19 protein-coding genes are annotated in these 21779 nt (G+C 66.9%); 9 read left to right on the forward strand and 10 right to left on the reverse strand.

Translation table 11 applies throughout. The annotated features are described in order from the left end of the window. Window positions 1-62: 62 nt before the first annotated feature. The 5 genes from ACQCSY_RS01605 to ACQCSY_RS01625 all read right to left on the reverse strand — a co-directional run bounded on the left by ACQCSY_RS01605 (window position 63) and on the right by ACQCSY_RS01625 (window position 4990). Window positions 63-1865 (reverse strand): peptidoglycan D,D-transpeptidase FtsI family protein, encoded by a 1803-nt coding sequence (locus tag ACQCSY_RS01605; RefSeq protein ID WP_427132615.1) that lies wholly within the window; start codon window positions 1863-1865, stop codon window positions 63-65. 42 nt (window positions 1866-1907) lie between these two features. Beyond that, window positions 1908-2594, reverse strand: a complete 687-nt coding sequence (locus tag ACQCSY_RS01610; protein ID WP_427132617.1) for a hypothetical protein — start codon at window positions 2592-2594, stop codon at window positions 1908-1910. Beyond that, complete coding sequence (gene rsmH, locus ACQCSY_RS01615; RefSeq protein ID WP_427132618.1) at window positions 2591-3589, reverse strand: 16S rRNA (cytosine(1402)-N(4))-methyltransferase RsmH; 999 nt, start codon at window positions 3587-3589, stop codon at window positions 2591-2593. The genes ACQCSY_RS01610 and rsmH overlap by 4 nt, the downstream gene beginning before the upstream one ends. A 206-nt stretch (window positions 3590-3795) precedes the next feature. Then, window positions 3796-4224, reverse strand: coding sequence for a division/cell wall cluster transcriptional repressor MraZ (gene mraZ / locus ACQCSY_RS01620; protein ID WP_427132620.1), 429 nt, complete (start codon window positions 4222-4224; stop codon window positions 3796-3798). Window positions 4225-4618: 394 nt separating this feature from the next. Continuing rightward, window positions 4619-4990 (reverse strand): DUF3040 domain-containing protein, encoded by a 372-nt coding sequence (locus ACQCSY_RS01625; protein WP_427132622.1) that lies wholly within the window; start codon window positions 4988-4990, stop codon window positions 4619-4621. A gap of 334 nt (window positions 4991-5324) precedes the next feature. Here ACQCSY_RS01625 and ACQCSY_RS01630 point away from each other — a divergent pair, with 334 nt between their 5' ends. Then, window positions 5325-6575, forward strand: coding sequence for an integrase catalytic domain-containing protein (locus tag ACQCSY_RS01630; protein ID WP_427129139.1), 1251 nt, complete (start codon window positions 5325-5327; stop codon window positions 6573-6575). Between the two features lie 57 nt (window positions 6576-6632). Here ACQCSY_RS01630 and dinB read toward each other — a convergent pair whose 3' ends face one another. Continuing rightward, on the reverse strand, window positions 6633-7883 hold the full coding sequence (dinB, locus tag ACQCSY_RS01635; protein WP_427132624.1) for a DNA polymerase IV: 1251 nt from the start codon (window positions 7881-7883) through the stop codon (window positions 6633-6635). Between the two features lie 74 nt (window positions 7884-7957). Here dinB and ACQCSY_RS01640 point away from each other — a divergent pair, with 74 nt between their 5' ends. Beyond that, window positions 7958-8488 carry a hypothetical protein gene (locus ACQCSY_RS01640; RefSeq protein ID WP_427132626.1) on the forward strand — a complete coding sequence of 177 codons (531 nt, stop codon included), beginning with the start codon at window positions 7958-7960 and terminating at the stop codon, window positions 8486-8488. Next, a complete protein-coding gene (locus ACQCSY_RS01645) occupies window positions 8485-9579 on the forward strand; it encodes a polyprenyl synthetase family protein (protein WP_427132628.1) in 1095 nt (364 codons plus the stop codon). The genes ACQCSY_RS01640 and ACQCSY_RS01645 overlap by 4 nt, the downstream gene beginning before the upstream one ends. 83 nt (window positions 9580-9662) lie before the next feature. Here the strand turns inward: ACQCSY_RS01645 and ACQCSY_RS01650 are convergent, their stop codons facing one another. Next, complete coding sequence (locus tag ACQCSY_RS01650; RefSeq protein ID WP_026538795.1) at window positions 9663-10016, reverse strand: Rv2175c family DNA-binding protein; 354 nt, start codon at window positions 10014-10016, stop codon at window positions 9663-9665. A 290-nt stretch (window positions 10017-10306) separates the two neighbouring features. Here ACQCSY_RS01650 and ACQCSY_RS01655 point away from each other — a divergent pair, with 290 nt between their 5' ends. Together ACQCSY_RS01655 and ACQCSY_RS01660 are read left to right on the forward strand one after the other, a co-directional pair. Continuing rightward, window positions 10307-11695: a LysM peptidoglycan-binding domain-containing protein gene (locus ACQCSY_RS01655; RefSeq protein ID WP_427132630.1), complete on the forward strand. Its 1389-nt coding sequence runs from the start codon at window positions 10307-10309 to the stop codon at window positions 11693-11695. Window positions 11696-11816: 121 nt separating this feature from the next. Then, window positions 11817-13955, forward strand: a complete 2139-nt coding sequence (locus tag ACQCSY_RS01660; protein ID WP_427132632.1) for a protein kinase domain-containing protein — start codon at window positions 11817-11819, stop codon at window positions 13953-13955. An 81-nt stretch (window positions 13956-14036) separates the two neighbouring features. Here the strand turns inward: ACQCSY_RS01660 and ACQCSY_RS01665 are convergent, their stop codons facing one another. Beyond that, a complete protein-coding gene (locus ACQCSY_RS01665; protein ID WP_427132634.1) occupies window positions 14037-15428 on the reverse strand; it encodes a class II 3-deoxy-7-phosphoheptulonate synthase in 1392 nt (463 codons plus the stop codon). A gap of 80 nt (window positions 15429-15508) precedes the next feature. Beyond that, window positions 15509-16267: a lysophospholipid acyltransferase family protein gene (locus tag ACQCSY_RS01670; RefSeq protein ID WP_427132636.1), complete on the reverse strand. Its 759-nt coding sequence runs from the start codon at window positions 16265-16267 to the stop codon at window positions 15509-15511. 110 nt (window positions 16268-16377) lie between these two features. Here ACQCSY_RS01670 and ACQCSY_RS01675 point away from each other — a divergent pair, with 110 nt between their 5' ends. Genes ACQCSY_RS01675 through ACQCSY_RS01685 form a run of 3 tightly spaced genes read left to right on the forward strand, consistent with a single transcriptional unit; the run spans window position 16378 to window position 18594 of the window. Continuing rightward, window positions 16378-17178 (forward strand): alpha/beta hydrolase, encoded by an 801-nt coding sequence (locus ACQCSY_RS01675; RefSeq protein ID WP_427132638.1) that lies wholly within the window; start codon window positions 16378-16380, stop codon window positions 17176-17178. Continuing rightward, window positions 17175-17978 carry an alpha/beta hydrolase gene (locus ACQCSY_RS01680; RefSeq protein ID WP_427132640.1) on the forward strand — a complete coding sequence of 268 codons (804 nt, stop codon included), beginning with the start codon at window positions 17175-17177 and terminating at the stop codon, window positions 17976-17978. Before ACQCSY_RS01675 ends, ACQCSY_RS01680 begins: the two co-directional genes overlap by 4 nt. Then, window positions 17971-18594, forward strand: coding sequence for a hypothetical protein (locus tag ACQCSY_RS01685; protein ID WP_427132642.1), 624 nt, complete (start codon window positions 17971-17973; stop codon window positions 18592-18594). The genes ACQCSY_RS01680 and ACQCSY_RS01685 overlap by 8 nt, the downstream gene beginning before the upstream one ends. 33 nt (window positions 18595-18627) lie before the next feature. Here the strand turns inward: ACQCSY_RS01685 and ACQCSY_RS01690 are convergent, their stop codons facing one another. Then, window positions 18628-19719, reverse strand: coding sequence for an ROK family glucokinase (locus ACQCSY_RS01690; RefSeq protein ID WP_427132643.1), 1092 nt, complete (start codon window positions 19717-19719; stop codon window positions 18628-18630). 221 nt (window positions 19720-19940) lie between these two features. On the opposite strand from ACQCSY_RS01690, the gene ACQCSY_RS01695 reads away from it, so the two are divergent. Next, complete coding sequence (locus ACQCSY_RS01695; RefSeq protein ID WP_427132645.1) at window positions 19941-21761, forward strand: AMP-dependent synthetase/ligase; 1821 nt, start codon at window positions 19941-19943, stop codon at window positions 21759-21761. The last annotated feature ends 18 nt before the right edge of the window (window positions 21762-21779 follow it).

Here is a 21779-nt window from a genome sequence, read left to right on the forward strand (position 1 = left end):
GTGTTTATCGGCACCGTGGTCCGGCACTGGTTCGTGACGCGGGGTGCTGAGTGGAACAGGTGCTACTTGGCGTACTGCGGCAGCCTGGCGGGTTCGCCGGTGGAGGGCTGGACGTTGAACATCCGTAGCGTCTGGCTCATCACCGAACGGAACACCGGTCCGTTGGTGATTCCGAAGATGCTGCCCTTGGGCCGTTGCAGGACCACCTCAACAATAAACCGCGGATCGTCCATCGGCGCCATCCCGATGATGGAGGCCGTGTAGCCGCAGAAGCCCGACTTGCCGTCGTCGCAGGGCGATTCCGAGGTTCCGGTCTTCGCCCCGACCCGGTAGCCGTCGATCGCGGCCTCCTTGATTTCGCCCTCGGTCACGGCGCTCTCAAGGATGTCGCGGACCTGCTTGGCGGTATCCGTGGAGACGATCTGCCGGGGCGCCTGGGCCTGGACCTTTTCCTCGGTGCCGTCGGGGCTGATGTAGCTGTCGATCAGCCTCGGCTGGAGCATCACTCCGCCATTGGCGATGCTCTGGTACGCCCGGACCGTCTGGAGGGTCGATTGGGAGACGCCCTGGCCGAAGAGGACGGTGTACTGCTGGCGCCCGTCCCATTGATCGGCCGGCGTCAGGATGCCCGTGGATTCGGCGGGAAGCCCGATGTCCGGCGCCTCGCCGATGCCGAACTTCTGCAGCCAGTCGTGGCGTTGTTCCATGCTCAGCCGCTGGCCCACCATGACCGTGCCGGTGTTCATGGAGTAGCCGACGATGCCGGCCAGGGTCCGTTCCTCAGTGCCGTGGACGAAGGCGTCGCTGAAGGTCTGCCCGTCGACGGTGTACGTCGGCGGAATGGTGAACGTGTCCAGCGGGCTGGACTTGCCTTCTTCGATCACGGCGGCGGCCGTGATCATCTTCTCCACCGACCCCGGCTCGTAGGCCGCGGTCACCGCCCGGACGCCGCGGTCCTTGGCCGCGACCTTGCCGGGGTCGTTGGGGTCCGGCGCATCGGTGTCCGCCATCGCAATGATGTTGCCGGTCTTGACGTCGGAGACGACGATCACGCCCCACTCGGCACTGAGCTTGTCCTTCTGGCTCTGGATCGCCTGCTGGGCGAAGTACTGCAGGTCCGAGTTGAGCGTGAGCTTGATGTTCTTGCCATTCACGGCGGGCGTCAGCTGGTCCACGCCCACCGGGATGCGGAGCCCGTCGGCGCCGATTTCGAAGAGGCGTTTGCCGGGTGTTCCCTTCAGCACCTCATCCTGGGTCTGCTCGAGTCCGGCCTGGCCGGTGGTGCCGTCCTTCAGGAAGCCGACGATCCCGCCGGCGACGGAGCCGTTCGGATAGACCCGCTTGCTGGTACCTTCGGTGACGATGCCGGGGATCTGCAGTTTGGAGACGCGGTCCTCGACGTCGGGCTTGAGGTCCTTGGCGACGATGTAGTAGCGCTGGTTTCCGGTGAGGGCGCCCCGCACGGCATCCCGGTCCATGCCGAGCACGGTGGCGAGCTCGGAGATGCCCTGGTCGCGCGAGACCTTGACGAGTTCATCCTTGCCGTCCACCGATTCGAGCCGCCGGAAGGATTCGGTCTTGGTGTTGACGGTCTGGTCCACGACGATGTTGAAGCGGATGACGCTGCTGGCGAGGACAGTGCCGGCGGAATCAAGGATGCTGCCGCGTTCGGCGGGCAGCTCCACCGGCGTGAGGCGGTTGTTGAGCGCGGCCTCGGCCATGCCGCCGACGTCAAGGCCCTGGACCAGGAACAGTTTTCCGCCGACGACGAGCAAGAGCGTCAGCATGAGGCCCAGTCCTACGCGCAGCCGCCGCGTCGCGCTCGGCGCTTTCGCCTTGCGTGCCTTGCCGGTGTTCTGCGCCACGATGTTTCCTTGCTGCTTGCCTTGCTGGTGGTCAGTCGACGGTTACTTTCCGGGAACCTTTTGCGCGGGGGCCGGAACTGATCCGCCGTGCAGTTCCACGACCGGGACCGGGGCCGCAGCCGGCGGAGCCGGCGCGCCTGCTGCGGCAGGCGTCGCGGCCGCCGGCGCTGACGCCGGCACCGGGGCGCTGTCCGCCGGCTTGCGGTTGGCGAGCGGCTCGTTGTCCGAGACCGGCGGGACGACGTTGAGCTGTCCCGCGACGGCCGGCGCAGCGATGACGGCGCCCGGGGCGTCGCCCTTGATAGCCGGCTTGGCCTTGCCGGTGACGCTCAGGGTGGACAGATCAATCTGGCCCTTGGCGACGGAAGCCACCATGCCCAGTTCCGTGGCCTTGGCGGCGAGGTTCTGCGGTGCGTCGAAATTCTGCACCTGCTGGGTCAGGTCCTGGTTCTGCTTTGTCAGGGTGGTCTGCTCGCTACGGAGCTGTACCAGCTGGTACTGAGCGGAGGAAACGGAGATGTTGAGGACCAGGACGGCCATGAGGGCAATTGCCAGGAGCCCGAAACAGAGCACCACGAACGGGGCGCGGCGCTTGCGGGGGGCAGAGCGGACCAGCGACAGCGGAGTGCGCGACTTCCGGGCCGGACCGGTGCCGGGGTGGGTCCCCGGCAGGGCGCGGGCAGTGGCGCTTGTGGCAACGGGATAGCTGTTGACGGCGGCAGTGCTCATGCGACTCTCCTGGCTTTGATGCGTTCGACGGCGCGGAGCCTGGCGGAGGCTGCGCGTGGGTTCTCAGCGATTTCAGCGGGGGTGGGCACCTCGGTGCCCTTCGTCAAGGTCTTCAGTTCGGCCTTGTGCTCTTCGAGCTCCACCGGGAAGCCGAGCGGGGCGGAGGACTTCGATCCGGCCTGGAAGAAGCCCTTGACGATCTTGTCCTCGAGGGAGTGGTAGGACATGACGACGACGCGGCCGCCGAGGGCGATTGCCTCGATGGCTGCGGGGATGGCACGCTCCAGGACGTCCAGTTCCTCGTTGACCTCGATCCGGAGCGCCTGGAAGGTGCGCTTGGCAGGGTGGCCCCCGGACTTGGCGGCGCCGGCAGGAACCACGGCGCGGATCTGTTCTACGAGTTCCCCGGTGGTGGTGAAGGGCTTCCCTGCGCGTGCAGCAACAATCCTGTTCGCGATGCGGCCGGCGAACTTCTCTTCCCCCCATTTCCGGATGATCCGGACGAGGTCCTCTTCGCTGTAGTTGTTGACCACGTCGGCGGCCGTCTGGCCGCGGCTCGTGTCCATCCGCATGTCCAGGGGGGCGTCGAAGGAGTAGGCGAAGCCGCGCTGCCGTTCGTCCAGCTGGAGCGAGGAGACGCCAAGGTCCATGAGGACGCCGTGGACGTCCGTGTAGCCCAGGTCCGCGAGGACCTCCGGGATTTCGTCGTACACGGCGTGAACCAGGTCGATGCGGTCCTCGAAAGGCTTGAGCCGCTCCCCCGCCAGGGCCAGCGCTTCCTCGTCGCGGTCGATGCCGATCAGGCGAAGGTCCGGAAAGCGCTGCAGCATGGCTTCGGAGTGGCCGCCCATGCCCAGGGTGGCGTCAATGACCACCGGCGTCTCGCTGCGGCTCCGGGCAGCGTCGAAACCCGGTGCCAACAAATTGATGCACCGGTCCTTGAGGACCGGTACATGGCGTTCGGACGTAGGCTTCGCCTGGTCGGGATCCGTCATACCTTCGTCCTTTCGTGGTCCGGGATCTTGCTTGCGGTGCTGGATCTGACGTGCACTGCTTCCAAGAAACGTTCCTTGATCCAGATCCCCATCCGCGCCTACCCGGCGTTGGCCTGGCTCCGGGGAAGTGAGCCAGGAATACTACCGGATGGGCGGCTGGAGATCTCAATCAAGGAACGTGTCGTGCGGGTGGGTCGGCCGGGTCTTCAGAGAATCCCCGGGATGGCGTCGTCGGTCTCCGAGAAGGCAGTTTCCTTGTCGGCCAGGTACTCGTTCCAAGCCTGGGCGTCCCAGATCTCTGCGCGGGATCCGGCGCCGATGACGGCCAGTTCCCGGCCAAGGCCTGCGTACTCCCGGAGCGCCGGCGGAATCGTCACGCGCCCCTGCTTGTCAGGTACCTCGTCCGAGGCTCCAGAGAGGAAAACACGGATGTAGTCACGCGCCTGTTTGGAGGAGATTGGAGCCTCCCGCATCTGCTCGTGAACCCGGCCGAATTCCGACTCACTGAAGACGTAGATGCAACGCTCCTGGCCCCTTGTGAGAACCAGCCCGCTGGCAAGTTCCTCACGGAACTTCGCGGGGAGGATAATTCGACCTTTTTCGTCCAGACGCGGCGAATGTGTGCCGAGAAACACGGCCCACCGCCTGTCTGTTCTAGGAAGCCCAACGTCCCCTGTGCTGCCACTACCCTCTTACGCCCTCCACATTACTCCACATCGCTCCCCAGTCAACGACACGCCCGAGCTATTTGCGCAAATCGGAGGGAGTTTGGCCCGTTTCTTCCCTGCAACTGCAGGGAAGCGGGGAAGGTGGGGCGGAGTGGAGGGATTTTGCCCCGCTGCGCCGGCCGCCCACGCCAAATGACGCCGCCGGCCCGGCGCCGTCGGCGTTGCTGTCCTGGGCTGGGCAAAAGCGCGGCGAATTGGGCGTTTAAACGGCGAGAAACCCGCCTAAGCGGGTCTCTTGCCGGCCTCCCGGCGGACCGGGTGGTGGGGAATGGAGGGCGTCACGCGCCTCCCGGCGAAGCGGTCAGGACTCTCCGCGGTGCCGTTCGTCCCAGCGTTGCTCGAGGTTGCTCATGAACGAGCTCCTGGACTTGCCTTGCTTCCGGCCGGCCCCGGCTTTCGCCTTGCCGACCGCCGAACTGCGCATCGTGGCAAAGTACACGCCGGCACCCATAACCACAAAGCCCAAGACCCCGACGAACGTTATTTGTATCGTCACGCCGACCAACAGGAGCAGGACGCCCGCCAACGTTGCGAGGACGCCGATGACCAGATGACGGGTGGACCATGAACGTCCCGGGTCCGAGCCCATCGAACTGGCGAACTTGGGATCGTCCTCATTCAGCTGCTTCTCAAGTTGCTCAAGCAACTTCTGTTCGTGCTCCGAGAGCGGCATCACGACCTCCTTAAGTCGGCCAACGCCCAGACTTGACGCGGCCAGTGCCCTAATCCCATAACGCCCGGGATTCCCAAGTGGTTCCCATTCGCCGTCGTTGGTCAAATATGGGATTCCACGGTCCCGTGAGGATGTTCAGCTGGCCAGGTCGTAGTCCGAACGTTTGATCCGGTCGTACTAAACCTACGTATAAATAAGGATAGTTTGTTGCGCCCTGTTCTGAAAGACGCCGACAAGACTCACGTATAGTGCTCGCGAAATGGGGTGCGTGCCTCATTTGATTAATGCTCGCGAAATGCCGGTGACCGCCCGAGTGCTGCGGTGTGCTTGGCGGATGGGTCAGTTGTCGATGGGTGCGCGTCGGGAGATCACGAAGAAGCATGCGGCCGAGTATGGGCGCGCGTCGAAGAAGGCCAAGGGGGTGATGCTGGATCAGCTGGTCGCGACGACGGGCTGGTCCAGGGCGAATACGAGACGGGCGTTACGGACGGCGCTGCAGCGGAAGGGCCCGGTGAAAGCGGTCAAACGCGTACCGCGGTCCCGTTCGTACGGGTATGACACGCTGAAGCTGCTGGTTCAGGTGTGGAACCTTGCCGGGCGTCCGTCCGGGAAGTATCTGGCCGCGACGATGGCCATCTGGCTGCCCAAGCTGGAGAGGTTTCACGAGCTGGACCAGAGACGTCTGAACGAGCAGACGCGGGCGCAGCTGCTCGCCGTTTCCGGGGCAACGATCGACAGGATGCTGAAGCCGACCAAGGACGGTGCGCGGATACTGGGCCTGTCCGGGACGAAACCCGGGCCGCTGCTGCGCAACTCGATCCAGGTCCGCAAGGCCGGGGATGAGCACGAACAGGCGCCGGGGTTCGTCGAGGCGGATCTGGTGCTGCACTGCGGCCCGACCCTGGCCGGGGAGTTCATCCGCTCCCTCACGGTCACCGATGTATTCACCGGCTGGACAGAGAACATTGCGATTAAGAACGGCGCCCACCGGTGGGTCCTCGAGGCTATGACAGGCATCGAGGCCAGGCTGCCGTTCCCGCTCGTGGGCCTGGATACCGATAACGGTGGTGAATTCATCAACCACGCCCTGATCAAATGGGCCGGTGAGCGGGACTTGTTCTTCACCCGGGCCAGGCCCTATAAATCCAACGACAACGCCCACGTTGAACAGAAGAACGGCGATGTGGTCCGCCGTCACGCCTTCCACTACCGCTACGACACTGCCGGTGAGCTGAGGCTGCTCAATGAGCTCTATCCGCTCGTGAGGGTGCGGCTGAACATGTTCACTGCGACCACGAAGGCCATCGGCTGGCGTTCGAACAGGAACGGAAGGAAGACCCGGATCTATGACAGGCCACGCACCCCGTACCAGCGCGTCATGGACTCAGCTGTCCTGACACCGGAGCGCGCCAGCGAGTTCGCCCGGCTCTTCAACGACACCAACCCCGCCGAACTGACGCGCGCCATCACCGCCATCCAACACAAACTCATCGCCTTGGCCAAAGACAAAACCAATGCCATCACCGCCGGCATTTCGCGAGCAGAAATAGCTGAGGCACCGGAACCTATTTCGCGAGCATCTTGACTTGAGGCACTACGGACGCTGTTACTGCCGGGGATACTGAGGGAGCGTCCAGCGCGGTCAACCGGAGTTGCTTCCGGGATCGAGCAGCCGTGCCGGAAGCACCGACTTGCTGCCGAATTTTCGGGTGACCGCATCCAGCGCCTGCTCCGCGGCCCGCCAGTTGTCATCCCGGCGGTCCAGGCTGAGCTGCAGCGGCGCCTGGGCCGCCGCTTCCAGCTGCTCGGCCCGGATGCCCACGAGCCGCACCGTCATGGGCCGGTCGCCGATCGATTCCAGGAGCTGCACGGCCACGGCATAGAGCAGCTGGGCGCTGTCGATCGGGGTACCCACAGTGCGGCTGCGGGTGATGGTCGAAAAATCCGCGTAGCGCAGCTTGAGCGCCACCGTGCGGGCGTGCATGCCGGCACTGCGGAGGCGTTCCGCCGTCCGGTGCGAGAGGCGCAGCAGCTCGCGGTGCAGCAGCGCGTCGTCGGCCGTGTCCACGGCAAAGGTCTCTTCGGCGCCGATGCTCTTTTCCAGCCGGACCGGCGTGACCGCCCGGGGGTCGATCCCCCAGGCGAGCCGGTAGACGTGCTCCCCCGACGCCCCAAGCACCTTCCGGAGCGAGGGAAGCGGCGAAGCGGCGACATCCGCCACCGTCCGGATGCCCATCCGCGCCAGCACTTCGACGGTCTTGGCCCCGACTCCCCACAGCGCGCTGACGGGAAGGCTGTGCAGGTACTGCACGGTCTCGTCCGGACCGATGAGCAGCAGGCCGTCGGGCTTGCATCGGGTGGAGGCGATCTTGGCGACGAATTTGCTGGCCGCGATCCCGACCGACGCCGTGATCCCCAGCTCCCGGTGGACGCGTGTGCGGATCAGCTCCCCGATGTCGCGCGGGGGGCCGAGCCGCCGGATCGCGCCCCCGACGTCGAGGAAGGCCTCATCGACGCTGAGCGGCTCGACGAGGTCGGTGATGGAACCGAAGATGGCCATGATCTGGCCGGACACGTCGTAGTACAGCTTGTGACGGGGCTCGATGATGACGGCCGAGGGGCACATGCGGGCAGCTATCACCATGGGCATCGCTGATTTGACGCCGAAGGCCCTGGCCTCGTAGGAGGCGGAGAGCACCACGGAACGGTCAGCCGGGTAGCCCACGATCACAGGCGTGCCCTTCAACTCCGGCCGGCTGCGCAGCTCGACGGAGACAAAGAAAGCGTCCATGTCCACGTGCATGATGCTGCTTCGGCGGAGCTCCCGAAGCGTAGCTTCACTGGGCCGGTTACCGGCCCGCTCTGTCTGCTGTTTATCTGCGTCCGGCCCCACGGCTTCAATCCTATGCCCCGGGACTGACTAAACTGGAGGCTGAATCCGGCGTCAACACCAGGAGGAAAGTCCCTGTGAAGGTTTTTGGAGAGCGCAAACGTGCTGTAGTTGCCGTAGCGGCGGCGGGCACGTTACTGGCCCTGGCCGCATGCACGCCCGCCAGCACCGGGACCCCCGCGTCATCGTCGTCGACGGCGGGAGCATCGTCCACGGCCCAGTCCGCCACCACGGCGCCGCCCAGCCCCTCGGCGGAACCCGGCACCTCGGCCACCGTGGGCGCAGTCGTCTCGGGCTTCCCGCAGAAGCTCCTGCCGCTGATGCCCGGCGCCAAGGTTGTGTCCAGCAGCTTTGACAAGACCACCGCGCCTGCGACGGCGGCGCTGGTCGGCAGCATCGCTGCGCCTGCCGCCGACGTCGTGGCCTACTACTCGACGGAGCTTCAGGGGCAGGGCTTCAAGGCCGTGCCCGGAGAAACCGTCGGCGCCGTGCCGTCCAAGGACTTCCTTCGCGGCGACAACGAGACCGTGAACATCTCCGTCATGGAGACCGCCGGCGTGGCCACCTTCACGATTGGTGCAAATGTGGCCGCCGAGTCCGTCAAGTGACCCTCGCTGAACAGCTGCGCCTCGAGCAGGCGGCCTACGTGGCCGCCGTCGCCGGCAAGCTCACGGATTTCCTGACCAGCCGCCAGGCCGTCATGTCCTCCATATCCCAGGACATTGACCCCCTCATGGGATCGATCTCGAACCTGGTCACGGGCGGCAAACGCCTCCGTGCGCTCATGTGCTACTGGGGCTGGCGGGGAGCCGGCGGGGAAGCCGGCGCCGGCGAGGTGGTCACCGCAGGCTCGGCCCTGGAGCTCTTCCAGGCGGCCGCCCTCATCCACGACGACATCATTGACCGCTCGGACACCCGCAGGGGCGGCCCCAGCGTCCACCGGCGGTTCAGCGAACTGCACGAGACCCAGGGCTGGGCGCTGGACAGCGAACGATTCGGCCACGCGGCCGCCATCCTGACCGGCGATCTCTGCCTGTCCTTCAGCGAGGAATCCTTCACGGAAATCGGCCACCGGGCCGCCTCCGGAAGCCAGGCCCGGCTGATCTTCAACCTAATGCGCGCCGAAGTCATGGCCGGCCAGTACCTGGACATCCTGGAAGAGGTCGCCGGGCCGCGGCGGGACCGCGCCGGGGCGGTCAGCCGGGCCCAGTCCATCATCCGTTTCAAATCGGCCAAGTACTCCACCGAGCATCCGCTGGCGCTGGGCGGCGCGCTGGCGGGCGCTGGCGACGAGCTGTTGCGCGGCTATTCGGCCTTCGCCCTGCCCCTCGGCGAGGCGTTCCAGCTGCGCGACGACGTCCTCGGCGTCTTCGGAGATCCCGTCACCACAGGAAAGCCTGCCGGGGACGATCTGCGCGAAGGCAAGCGGACCGTCCTGGTGGCGTTCGCCCTGGACCAGGCCTCGCCGGCCGAATCCGCATTCATCGACGCCAAGCTTGGCAGCCCCGAGCTCAGCGAGGCGGACGTGGAGGAGATCCGGCGGATCATCGTGGACTGCGGCGCGCTGCAGGCCACGGAAGTACTCATTGAGGAGTTCGGACGGGCCGCCTTCGCCGCCCTGGACCTCCTGCCGCTGGAGGAGCTGCCCAAAACAGCGCTCCGGAAGCTGGCCGAGGTCACGGTCAGCCGCGCCGCCTAAGCTGATAGATCAGCTGGTTCGTCGCGGGCCGTGCACAGCGACATGCGCCGTGCACGGCCCGCGACGGCACCGGCTCGGAAGTATTACCAGGCCAGGGACTGTGCCCGGCGGCGGATCTCCGTCTTGCGTCCCTCGCGGAGGGCATCGATCGGGCGCCCGCGCAGGGATTCATCCGGCGTGAACAGCCAATTGATCAGTTCCTCGTCCGAATAGCCGGCGTCCGAGAGGACAACGATGGTCCCCTTCAGGCTCTCCACGGCGTGACCGTCCTGAATGAAAGCCGCCGGCACGGACCGAATTCGCCGGTCGCCGATTCTCACAGCAGCCAGCGCGCGTTCATCCAGGAGCGCGTGAACCTTTGTAATTGAAACGTTCAGAAGCTGTGCGACATCGGGCAGGGGCAGCCATTCGCCCACAAGGCTTTCTACATTACTCACGGATAAAGATTGCCACGGCCCATGCCCCGTCGCCTAGTCGGCTCCTGCCACGGGACGGCCAGGCTCCCGCCGGCGGCACCTCGGTGGCTATCCGCCCGACACTCCGGCCGACACGCGAGCCGACACTCCGTGAGTGGTTGTTTGCGGAATCTCTAACAGTTCTTGTGCTAATTCCCAATTCATGAGAGATTCACATAGATCACATTTGCAACAGCAATAACTTTTGTCACACTGGTAACACCAGTATCACCGGCCTGACCCGCAGCGTTGCCGCTGAGAAGAGGATTCCCATGACGACGTCACGTTCGCCAAAGCCCCACCCGAGGCCCAGCCTGCCGCTGATTGCTGCGACGACGGCGGCTCTTCCCGCCGTCGTTCTTTCCTCCCTCGCGATCGCCCAGCCGGCGGCGGCCGAATCCCGCCCCCGTGCCATCCCTGCGATGCTGGCTGCAGCCATGCGCGCGCAGGCGCAGGCCGGAACGGCGTTGAAATCCGCCGTGATCCCCGCCAGCTCCGTCTCGGCAGCCATTCCCAGCGCGTTCAGGCCCGCGCTGGCCCCGGCCCCGGCGGAATACACGATCGCCCGCGGCGACACCATCAGCGCCATTGCCGGCAGGTTTGGCCTGGACACCTACGCCGTGCTGAAGCTCAACAACCTGCAGGCCAACACCATCATTTTCCCCGGCCAGACGATCAAGCTCACCGGCTCCGCGCCTGCCCCGGCATCACAGCCGGCCGCACCGGTTGTTGAAAGCGCCACCGGCGGCAGTGTCTACACCGTGAAGTCGGGCGACACCCTCAGCGCCATCGCAGCCCGCCACGGCGTCAAGCTGTCCGAGGTCTTCGGCTGGAACGGGCTCAACATGGGATCGATCATCTACCCGGGCCAGAAGGTCAGGATCGGCGGCGGCTCGACCGCCCCCGCCCCCGCGCCCGCCGCTCCGGCGCCGGCGGCACCCGCTCCGGCGGCTCCGGCGGCCACTCCCGCGGCCCCGGCCGGCTCCGGTTCCTACACGATCAAGTCCGGTGACACCCTCTCCGGGATCGCGGCACGGAACGGCGTCAGGCTCTCCGACGTCCTGTCCGCCAACCGGCTCACCATGAGCAGCATCATCTACCCCGGCCAGAAGCTCGTCATCCCCGGCGTGTCCATCGCACCGGCGTCGAGCCAGCCCACCGCCACGGTGACGCCGCTCGTGCCCAGCACCTTCCTTGGGTTCAGCTACCCGGCTGCCGTGGTCACCTCGGCCAACCAGAACAAGGCGTTGCTCAATGCCTCGCCCGTTCCCAGCCGCGAGCAGATGAAGTCGATCGTTGCGGACACGGCACGCCGCATGGGCGTCGACCCTTCCCTGGCATTGGCCTTCGCCGTGCAGGAATCCGGCTTCAACCAGCGCGCCGTTTCGCCGGCCAACGCGATCGGCACCATGCAGGTCATCCCGTCCTCGGGCGAGTGGGCCTCGGAGCTCGTGGGGCGCAAGCTCAACCTGCTGGATCCCTATGACAACGCCACGGCCGGCGTCGCCATCATCCGCCAGCTGGTCCGCACCAGCAAGGACCTGGACAACGCCATTGCCGGTTACTACCAGGGTCAGTACTCGGTCAGCAAGTACGGCATGTACGACGACACCAAGGACTATGTGGCCTCCATCAAGGCCCTCCAGAAGAACTTCAGCTAAGTCCCGAACCGCAGCGGCGGACGTGCCCAGGCACGGCCGCCGAACCTGCCCAGCTTCACGCTACGGGCCCGGATCGCATGTCGATCCGGGCCCGTTTCCGTGCAGCGACTAGGATTGTAAGGTGCAGGAATACGCGTCGGATGCTCTCGTTGGGAACCTGGTGGATAACCGCTACCTGGTTCAATCCAGGCTCGCCCGCGGCGGAATGTCCACGGTTTACCTGGCCACGGACCAGCGCCTGGAGCGCGACGTGGCGCTGAAGGTGCTGCACCCCCACATGGCCGATGACCCGCAGTTCCTGGACCGGCTGGGACGCGAAGCCAAGGCCGCCGCCCGGCTGTCCCACCCCCACGTGGTGGGGGTCCTGGACCAGGGCGAGGACGGCCGGATCGCCTACCTGGTGATGGAGTACATCAAGGGCCACACGCTGCGGGACGTCATCAACGACAAGGGTGGCCTCTCTCCGCGCCTGGCCCTGGCGCTGATCGATCCCGTCGTCGAGGGGCTGGGCGCCGCGCACGCCGCCGGCCTCATCCACCGGGACATCAAGCCGGAAAACGTGCTCATTGCCGACGACGGCCGGATCAAGCTCGGCGATTTCGGGCTCGCACGCGCCATCTCGACGTCGACCAGCACCGGGGCCCTGATCGGGACGGTCGCCTATCTCTCCCCCGAACTGGTTCTGGGCAAGCAGGCCGACGCCCGCAGCGACATCTACTCGGTCGGGATCATGCTCTACGAGATGATCACGGGCCGGCAGCCGTTCGACGGCGAGGTCCCCATCCAGGTCGCCTACCAGCACGTCAACTCGACCGTGGACGCCCCGTCGGTACTGGTACCGGGGCTCGCCGCCGAGGTGGACGAGCTGGTGCAGTGGTGCACTGCCAACGACCCCGACAAGCGTCCCGTGGACGGGAACGCACTGCTGTCCGAGCTCCGGCACATCCGGACCAACCTCAGCGACGCCGAACTCGATATCCAGCCCCCGGCGGCCATCCTCAGCGCCCTGCCGGCCGTGGCCGCACCGCCGGGCCGGCCCCCGGGCAACCCGGGCCAGGCATCCGACCCGCGAGGGAGCGCGTACGCACAGGCCCCCACCGAAATGCTCGGCGGCCTCCAGCAGCCGACCGAGGTGATCTCCCACGGCAGCGGCAACCCGACCACTGTCATGGCCAATCCGCCGCGGCGTCCTGCCTACGGCCCTCTGTCCGCCCCGGAAGAGGTGCCGTTCCGCGGCGCTCCCGAGGAGGACGGGGCGGGAGCCCTCCCGACTGTGGCCAGCAACCGGGCCCAGCGCAAGCAGGACCGTGACGAGGAGAAGGCGCGCCAGCGTGCGGCAGCCACGCCCATCAAGACTCTGCGCGAGGGCAACGGCCGACGCCGCGGGCTGCTGTGGATCCTCCTGCTCGTGGTCGCGGCGCTCCTGGCCGCCGGTGCCGGCTGGTTCTTCGGCATGGGCCCCGGCTCCCCCGGGACCATCCCGGAACTGGCCAACAAGACTGTTGCAGAGGCCCAGCAGCTGCTCCGGACCGCCGGCTTCCAGTCCACCACCAAGGACGTGTTCGACGACAACGTCTCGCCGGGTCTTGTGGTCGGCTCCGAACCCGAAGCCGGCCACGTCATCCGGAAGTTCCAGCCGGTGGCCCTCGCCGTCTCCAAAGGCCCCGAGCTGTTCCCGCTGCCGGAACTCACCGGTAAGCCCCTGGACCAGGCCAAGACCGCCCTCAACGGCGCAGGAATGGCACTGGGGCCTATCACCGAGACCTACGACGAGTCGGCTGCCGCAGGGACCGTCCTGGCCCAGGCTCCACGCGGCGGCAACCCGGTGAAGCACGGCACACCCGTGAGCCTCACGGTGTCCAAGGGCCCGCAGCCCATTCCGGTGCCGGACCTTCGGGGCCAGGAGCAGGGTGCCGCGGTCAAAGCGCTCGAAGCCGCCGGGCTGAAGGCCGTCATCTCGCCCGAGACAGTCAATGACCGCAAGGTCCCCAAGGGCTCCGTGGTGGCGCAGGATCCTTCGTCCGGCAACCTCACCAAGGGCGGCTCGGTGACGCTGACGATCTCCAAGGGTCCGAAACTCGTGGACGTTCCCAGCTTCATCGGCAAGCAGGCCAAGGAAGCGCAAGAGGCCCTTGAAGGGCTCGGCTTCAGGGTCCAGGTCGAAAATATCCTCGGCGGCTTCTTCGGCACGGTCCGGGACCAGGATCCGGTGAACACCACGGCCCCGGAGGGTTCCGTTGTCACCCTGAAGGTGGTCTGACCAGCGCCGGTATAGCAGTTAACGAGCTCCACCCGGCTGAAACCAGCCGGGTGGAGCTTTCTGCTGCTTTGGAGCTGTTCCCTAGCGCTTGGCGAGGGCGCCGGCCACCAGGAACGCCATCTCGAGCGACTGCATATGGTTCAGGCGCGGATCACACACGGATTCGTAGCGGTCCAGGAAGGCTTCCTGGTCGATCGGGTCGGCTCCGCCAAGGCATTCGGCCACGTCGTCGCCGGTCATTTCCACGTGCAGGCCGCCGGGGACGGTTCCGAGCGCATGGTGCACCTCGAAGAATCCGCGCACCTCGTCGATCACGTCGTCGAAGTTGCGCGTCTTGTAGCCGTTGGGCGACGTGACCGTGTTGCCGTGCATGGGGTCGGTGACCCAGAGGACCTGGGCCCCGGAGGCGGTGACCCTCTCGACGATGGAGGGCAGCTTCTCGCGGATGTTGGTGGCGCCCATCCTGGTGATGAAGGTCAGGCGGCCGGGCTCCCGGTCCGGATCCAGCTTGTCGATCAGGCGCAGGGCGTCGTCGCCGCTCGTTGACGGGCCCAGCTTCACACCGATGGGGTTGCGGACGCGGGAGAGGAAGTCGACATGCGCGCGGTCCAGTTCGCGGGTGCGCTCCCCGATCCACAGGAAGTGCGCGGAGGTGTCGTAGGGCAGGCCGGTGCGCGAATCGATGCGGGTCAGGGCGCGTTCGTAATCGAGCAGCAGAGCCTCATGGCTGGCGTAGAACTCCACGCGCTTGAGCGCCTCGAAGTCAGCGCCGCAGGAGGCCATGAACTTGATGGCGCGGTCGATGTCCCGGGCCAACGACTCGTAGCGTGCGTGGGCCGGGTTTTCCGTGAAGCCCTTGTTCCATTGGTGCACGAGGCGCAGGTCGGCGAATCCGCCCTGGGTGAAGGCCCGGATCAGGTTCAGGGTCGAGGCCGAGGTGTGGTAGGCCTTCAGCATCCGGCTGGCGTCGTGGGCCCGGGATTCCGGCGTGAAGTCGTAGCCGTTCACGATATCGCCGCGGTAGGCCGGAAGCGTGATGCCGTCGCGCGTTTCGTCGTTGGAGGAGCGGGGCTTGGCGAACTGGCCTGCCATGCGGCCCATCTTGATAACGGGCATGGCCGCGCCGTAAGTGAGGACCACGGCCATCTGAAGAATTGTCCGGACACGGGCGCTGATCCTGTCCGCCGTGGCGGCCTCGAACGTCTCCGCGCAGTCGCCGCCCTGGAGCAGGAACGCCTTACCCTGGGCGGCCGCTGCCAGCCGTTCGCGCAGGATGTCCACTTCACCCGCGAACACGAGGGGCGGAAGGACGGAGAGTTCCTTGACGGAGGCTTCGAAGACGGCATTGTCCGACCATGTGGGCTGCTGCGAGGCCTGGAGGTCCCGCCAGTTGTCCAGTCCTGGATAGTTGGCGGCACCGCTCTGGGCAGTACTGGTCAGCGGGGAAACAGGTTTCTCAGATAGCTCGGTCACCCTCTAAGGATAGTTGCCCGGCAGTGATCGTCGGCACAACCACGTCATTGACAGTTCAGGTGCCGTCACACGGAATGCCGTCACTCGCTTCCGGGGGTCACCGGGCCGTCATCGGCCGCTGCCGGCGGCGGACCCTGCTCCTGCGCTGAATCCTGGGCTTTGCCCGCCAGGCGGAGTTTGACGACGGCGGCGTATTCGTCGACGTATTCCTGGCCGGACAGCCGCATCAGTTCGTACATGATCTCGTCGGTCACGGAACGCTGGATGTGGCGGTCGTCTTCCATGCCGTAGTAGCGGCTGAAGTCGAGCGGTTCCCCGAAGATCATCCCGATGCGCCGGATGTTGGGCATCCGCTTGCCGATCGGCTGGACCTTGTCCGTTCCGATCATCGCCACCGGGATCACCGGGACGCGGGCCTGCAGGGCGAGCTTGGCCACGCCCACTTTCCCCCGGTAGAGCCGGGCGTCCGGGCTGCGGGTCCCCTCGGGGTAGATCCCCAGGAGCGAGCCGTTCTTCAGCACGTTCATGCCGGCATCCAAGGACCGGGCGGAGGCTGCTCCACCGGACCTGTCCATCGGCAGCTGGTTGGTGAGCCGGAAGAAGGCGGCCGTCAGTTTGCCCTTGAGCCCGGTGCCGGTGAAGTATTCCAATTTCGCCAGGAACACCACGGGACGGGGCACCGTGAGAGGCATGAAGATGGAGTCCGAGAAGGACAAATGGTTGGAGGCCAGGATGGCCGCTCCCTCGGAGGGGACGTTGTCCAGGCCCTTGACCCAGGGCCGGAACAGGAGCTTCAGCACCGGCCCAAGAACAAACGTCTTCATGACCCAATAAAACACGCGATGAACCTCTCCGGAAGACGTCTGGACGGCCCGCTGTCGGGGGCGGCCAGCACTTCAATGACACCTTACTCTAGTGAGTTTCGGGCCTAAGGTGACACGATGGGTTCATGACTGGAAGCAGCACTCCCCTGGCGCCTGCCGCTTTCAGCTACCCCGGCCACGGCGCCAACGCAGGCATCGGTGTGGCCATCTGCCATGGCTTCACGGGCAGCCCCCTGAGCGTCCTCCCCTGGGCCAGGCACCTCGCCGCCCGGGGCTTCGCGGTTTCGGTTCCGCTGCTGCCGGGACACGGCACCGACTGGCGCGACCTCGCCCGCCACGGATGGCAGGACTGGTACGCGTGCTTCGAAAGGGCCTATCTGGAGCTCGCCGCCGAGACCCGTGACTGCTACGTCGCCGGACTTTCCATGGGTGGGACCATCGCCCTTCGCGCCGCGGCCCGGCATGACGTCACCGGCGTGTCGGTGGTCAACCCCGGGCTCAGCTTCTACGACCGCCGGGTCAGGATCATCGGGCTGCTGAAGCTTTTCCAGCGGACCACCGTGCCGGTCCAGGAGGAGAACCCCACGGCGTCGCCCACGGACGACGGCGACTACTCCCTGACGCCGCTGGCAGCCGTCCACCAGCTGCGCCGGCTGTTCACTGCGGCACTCCGGGAACTGCCCGCCGTCCAGGCCCCGGCCCTGGTTTTCAAATCGGACACCGACGTGGTGGTCCCGCCGTCGTCCCTTGAACTGCTCAGGAAACGCCTGGGATCCCGCGAACTCGAGGTGGTCCGTCTTCCGGGCAGCGGGCACGTCGCCACGCTCGACGTCGACGCGCCGCTAATCTTTGAACAATCAGTCCGCTTCTTCCTGCAGCACGCATCCTCCCGATCATCGTCCACAGCACCCTCGGAGACCCCATGAGCATCGCCCCGGACCACTCACCGTTCAGCAGCCCGTTCACCGGAACCGGCCCCCGGACCGGCGTCGTGGTATCCCATGGCTTTACCGGGAGCCCCCACGGCGTCCGGGACTGGGCCCGGTCGCTGGCCGACGCCGGGTACGCTGTGCGGATGCCGCTGCTGCCCGGCCACGGCACCAGCTGGCAGGAACTGGGAGCGGCTCGCTGGCAGGACTGGCACGCGGCCCTGGACGCCGCCTACCTTGAGCTCGCGGAGGAGTGCGAGTACGTCTTCGTGGCTGGCCTGTCCATGGGCGGGGCGCTGGCGCTCCGGATTGCCGCCACCCGCCCGGTGTCGGGGACCGTGGTGGTCAACCCGGGCCTCGTCATCGACGACCGCCGCGCACCGCTGGCCGGCATCCTCAAGTACGTCCTCAAGAGCACCCCCGCGATTGCCAATGACATCCTCAAGCCGGGCATGGATGAGGGCGCCTACCCGCGGACACCCGTCGCGGCGGCCCACGAGGTGAACAAGATGTTCAAGGACACGGTGCGGCTGCTGCCCCGGATCACGGCGCCCGTCCGGGTGTACCGTTCCGCCGTGGACCATGTGGTGTCCGATTCGAGCATGGCGGCCCTGCGCCGCGGGCTGACCCACGCCCCGCTGGAGGTGATCCGGCTGGAAAACAGTTACCACGTGGCTACCATGGACAACGACGCGCCTGAGATTTTCCATGGCACGGCCGAATTCATCCGGTCCGTGGTTGCCACGGGCACACCTGGCGTCGCCCACGCGATCCGGAAGGACACGGCAGATGAATAGACCGGACCCCAACTCCCCGGACCCCGGAGCCAACCAGGACGACGCCGTCTGGCTGGACCTCGTCGCCCGGCTGGAAGGGGTCTCAGGGCCGGACGAGGACACCCAACCGGAGGTGAAGAACCCGGAGGTGAAGAACCAGGAGGTGAAGAACCAGGAGGTGAAGAACCCGGAGGGGAAGAAGCCGGACGGGCCCGGCGACGGGGCCGCACCCGCGAGGACTTTCAAGGATTTCGATCCGCTGGGCCTCTCCGTCACCGCGCCGATCGAGCTCTCCGCCAAGGAACGGCTCGCCTCCGCCGCGGGGACGCCGGCCACCGCCGGCGGCGAAGATGGTCCGGACACCACGCCGGGCCCCCGCGACTACGAGCCCGACGACGACGGCGGCTTTGTGCCGGAGGAGCCTCCCAGCCTGGCCGGAGCCGATCCGATGACGGTGCTTGCCTGGATCGGAGCCGTCGGCGGCCCGATTGCGCTCGTGTTGTCCGCCATGTTCTGGCGCTCCGCTCCGCTGGTGGCCATCCTGGGCATGGTCGCCGCGTTCGCGGCCTCGGTGGTCTTCCTGATCATGAAGCTGCCGGGTGAGAAGGACGAGCACGACGACGGGGCACGCGTCTAGCACAGCGCACCCCGGCGCTGAAACTCCGGGGACCTAGCTGCGCAACCGGCTGCTGACCCGGGACAGGTCCGCCGCGCCGATCAGACCGGCGCTGGGCCCGAGGGCGGCGAGTGCGATCTCCGCCGCCGGGCGGAACCCGCGCCCGGTCAGGTTCCTGGCGAAGGCCTTGCGTGCGGGTGCGACGAGCAGTTCGCCGGCGTCGCAGAGTCCGCCGCCTATGACGAATTTGCCCGGATCGAGGGCGGCGGCAAGGTTGGCGAGTCCAAGTCCGAGCCACTCCCCGACGTCCTCGATGAGTTCGCGGGCGGTGGGATCGCCGGCCTCAGCCAATTCAGTGACGATCACCCCCGTGATGCGGTCCACCTGGCCGTCCACGGCCTTCAGCAGTTCCTGGGCGACCGGGGAGTTGGCTGCGGCCAGCTCCCGGGCCTCGCGGCCGAGCGCGTTCCCGGACGCGTACTGCTCCCAGCAGCCCCGGTTGCCGCACTCGCAGCGGTGGCCGCCCGGCATGATGATCTGGTGGCCGAATTCACCGGCCACTCCGAAGCGGCCGCGTTCCAGCCGTCCGTCCATCACCATGGCGCCCCCGATCCCGGTGCCCAGGGTGATGCAGACCAGGCGGTCCTGGCCCTGCCCGGCGCCAAAGCGCCATTCGGCCCAGCCCGCGGCGTCGGCGTCGTTGGTCAGCAGCACGGGCCGGCGCAGCAGCCGCTGCAGGTTGTCCCGGAGCGGTTCATTGCGCCAGGCCAGGTGCGGGCTGAACAGGACGGTCCCGCCGTCGAGGTCCATCCAGCCGGCGGCCCCGATTCCGACAGACCAGATCCGGTGCCCCCGGCCCAGCTCCTCGACCAGCTCGACAATGACCTGTTCCACCGCGCGGGGGTCATTTCCCGGCGTGGACCGCTTCGCCTGGCTGAGGATGCGGCCCTCCGCGTCGACGACGCCGGCGGCCACCTTCGTGCCTCCGATGTCGACGCCGATGGCCAGGCCCTTGCGGCCCAGCCGCAGATGCGAACGGAAGCCCCGGCCGGCCGTTCCGGTACCCGCACCCGCCACTTTTCGGCCCCGCCAGGCGGCCGTCCTGCGGTGCGGGCCGGGCTGCTGGCCAGGTGGTGGTGTGTGCATGATTCCCCATTCTATTCGCCGGGCGTTTCTGTTCCGCGAGCGGGGCCCGCGGGGCCGCCGAAGGACGCCCGTGCTGGTGCTGCGAGGGTCCTTGGGTGGCGGAACGCGGGGCATGACCGTAAAGTTACTCACCAGTAGGTGTTATTCAACACACCTGTTGGGGACCGCATACTAGTGTTGGCCGTACCCCCTGCGGGTCTATGGAGATCAAAGGAGCTATCGTGCGAGAAATGCGTGTCCCGCCCCAGGTGTTCGTCGCCCCGGAATCGAATGTCACCGAGCTGGTGCTCCGCCAGGCGGCCAAGGCCTCCAACCCGGCACTGTTCTCGCGACTCGATGCGGCGGGGCAGTGGCAGGACGTCCGGGCCACCGATTTCCTGGCGGATGTTTCCCTGCTCGCCAAGGGCCTCATGGCGAGCGGCGTGGCGGCGGGCGACCGGGTGGGCATCATGTCCCGCACCCGGTACGAATGGGCTCTCATCGACTTCGCCATCTGGTTCGCCGGCGCCGTCTCGGTTCCCATCTACGAAACGTCCTCCCCCTCGCAGGTCGCCTGGAACCTCGGGGACTCCGGCGCCGTGGCAGCGTTCGGCGAGTCCGCCCACCACGAGGACACCATCCGGCAGGCGGCGAGCTCCGAGGGTCTGGCGGCCCTGCAGCATGTCTGGCAGCTCGAGGGCAAGGGCCTCGACGAGGTCCGCGCCGCCGGCGCCGGCATCAGCGACGAGGAACTGGAGGCACGGCGGAGCGAGGCCTCCCTCACGGACACCGCCACGATCATCTACACCTCCGGCACCACCGGCCGGCCCAAGGGCTGCGAGCTGACCCACGGCAACTTCGTGGAACTCTCCGAAAACGCGCTGGCGACCTCGCTGGGCAGCATCGTCCACGAAGAGGCCCGGACCATCATGTTCCTGCCCCTCGCCCACGTCTTCGCGCGGTTCATCTCCGTGCTGGCGGTTGCCGCCGGCGTCACGGTCGCGCACACGCCGGATATCAAGAACCTGCTGCCGGATCTGCAGAGCTACAGGCCCACGTTCATCCTCGCGGTGCCGCGGGTGTTCGAGAAGGTCTACAACTCGGCGCTGACCAAGGCCGAGGACGGCGGCAAGGGTGCCATCTTCCACCGTGCCGCGGACACCGCCATCGCCTATTCCCGCGCCCGGCAGGCCGGCAAGGTGGGGCTGGGCCTCAGGCTCAAGCACTCATTGTTCGACAAACTCGTCTACAGCAAGCTCCGGGCCGCCATGGGCGGCCAGGTCTCGCACGCCGTCTCCGGCGGCGGCCCGCTCGGCGAGAGGCTTGGACACTTTTTCCAGGGCATCGGAATGCAGATCCTGGAAGGCTACGGACTGACCGAAACCACGGCGCCCATCACCGTGAACACGCCGCAGCTGATCAAGATCGGCACCGTCGGCGCTCCGCTGCCCGGCAACGCCGTCAGGATTGCCGACGACGGCGAGATCCTCGCCAAGGGCGTGTGCGTCATGCACGGCTACTACAATCGCGATGACCTGTCCGCCGACGCCTTCGACGACGGCTGGCTGCGCACCGGGGACATCGGCCAGCTGGATGAGGAGGGTTTCCTGACCATCACCGGCCGCAAGAAGGAAATCATTGTGACGGCCGGCGGCAAGAACGTGGTGCCCGCCCTGCTGGAGGACCAGATCCGTGCCGACGCCCTCGTCTCCCAGGTGTTGGTGGTGGGCGACAACCGCCCGTTCATCGGCGCCCTCGTCACGCTCGACGAGGAGGCGCTCCCCGGCTGGCTGAGCCGCCACGGACTGCCGGCCTCGACGTCGCTGGCTCAGGCGGCCGAGAACCCGGCGGTCAAGGCCGCGGTCCAGGAGCTTATCAACCACGCCAACCAGTCGGTCTCGCAGGCCGAAGCCATCAAATCCTTCCGCATTGTGCCGGCCGACTTCACCGAGGCGTCCGGCCATCTCACCCCCTCGATGAAGGTCAAGCGCGGCCAGGTCCTGAAGGACTTCGAGAACGTGATCGAGGAGATGTACGGCGCGAAGCGGCCCACCCACGCCTAATCTGGGAGCGCGCTGAAT

The sequence above is a fragment of the Pseudarthrobacter sp. S9 genome (genome assembly GCF_050156545.1).
Classification (GTDB): domain Bacteria; phylum Actinomycetota; class Actinomycetes; order Actinomycetales; family Micrococcaceae; genus Arthrobacter.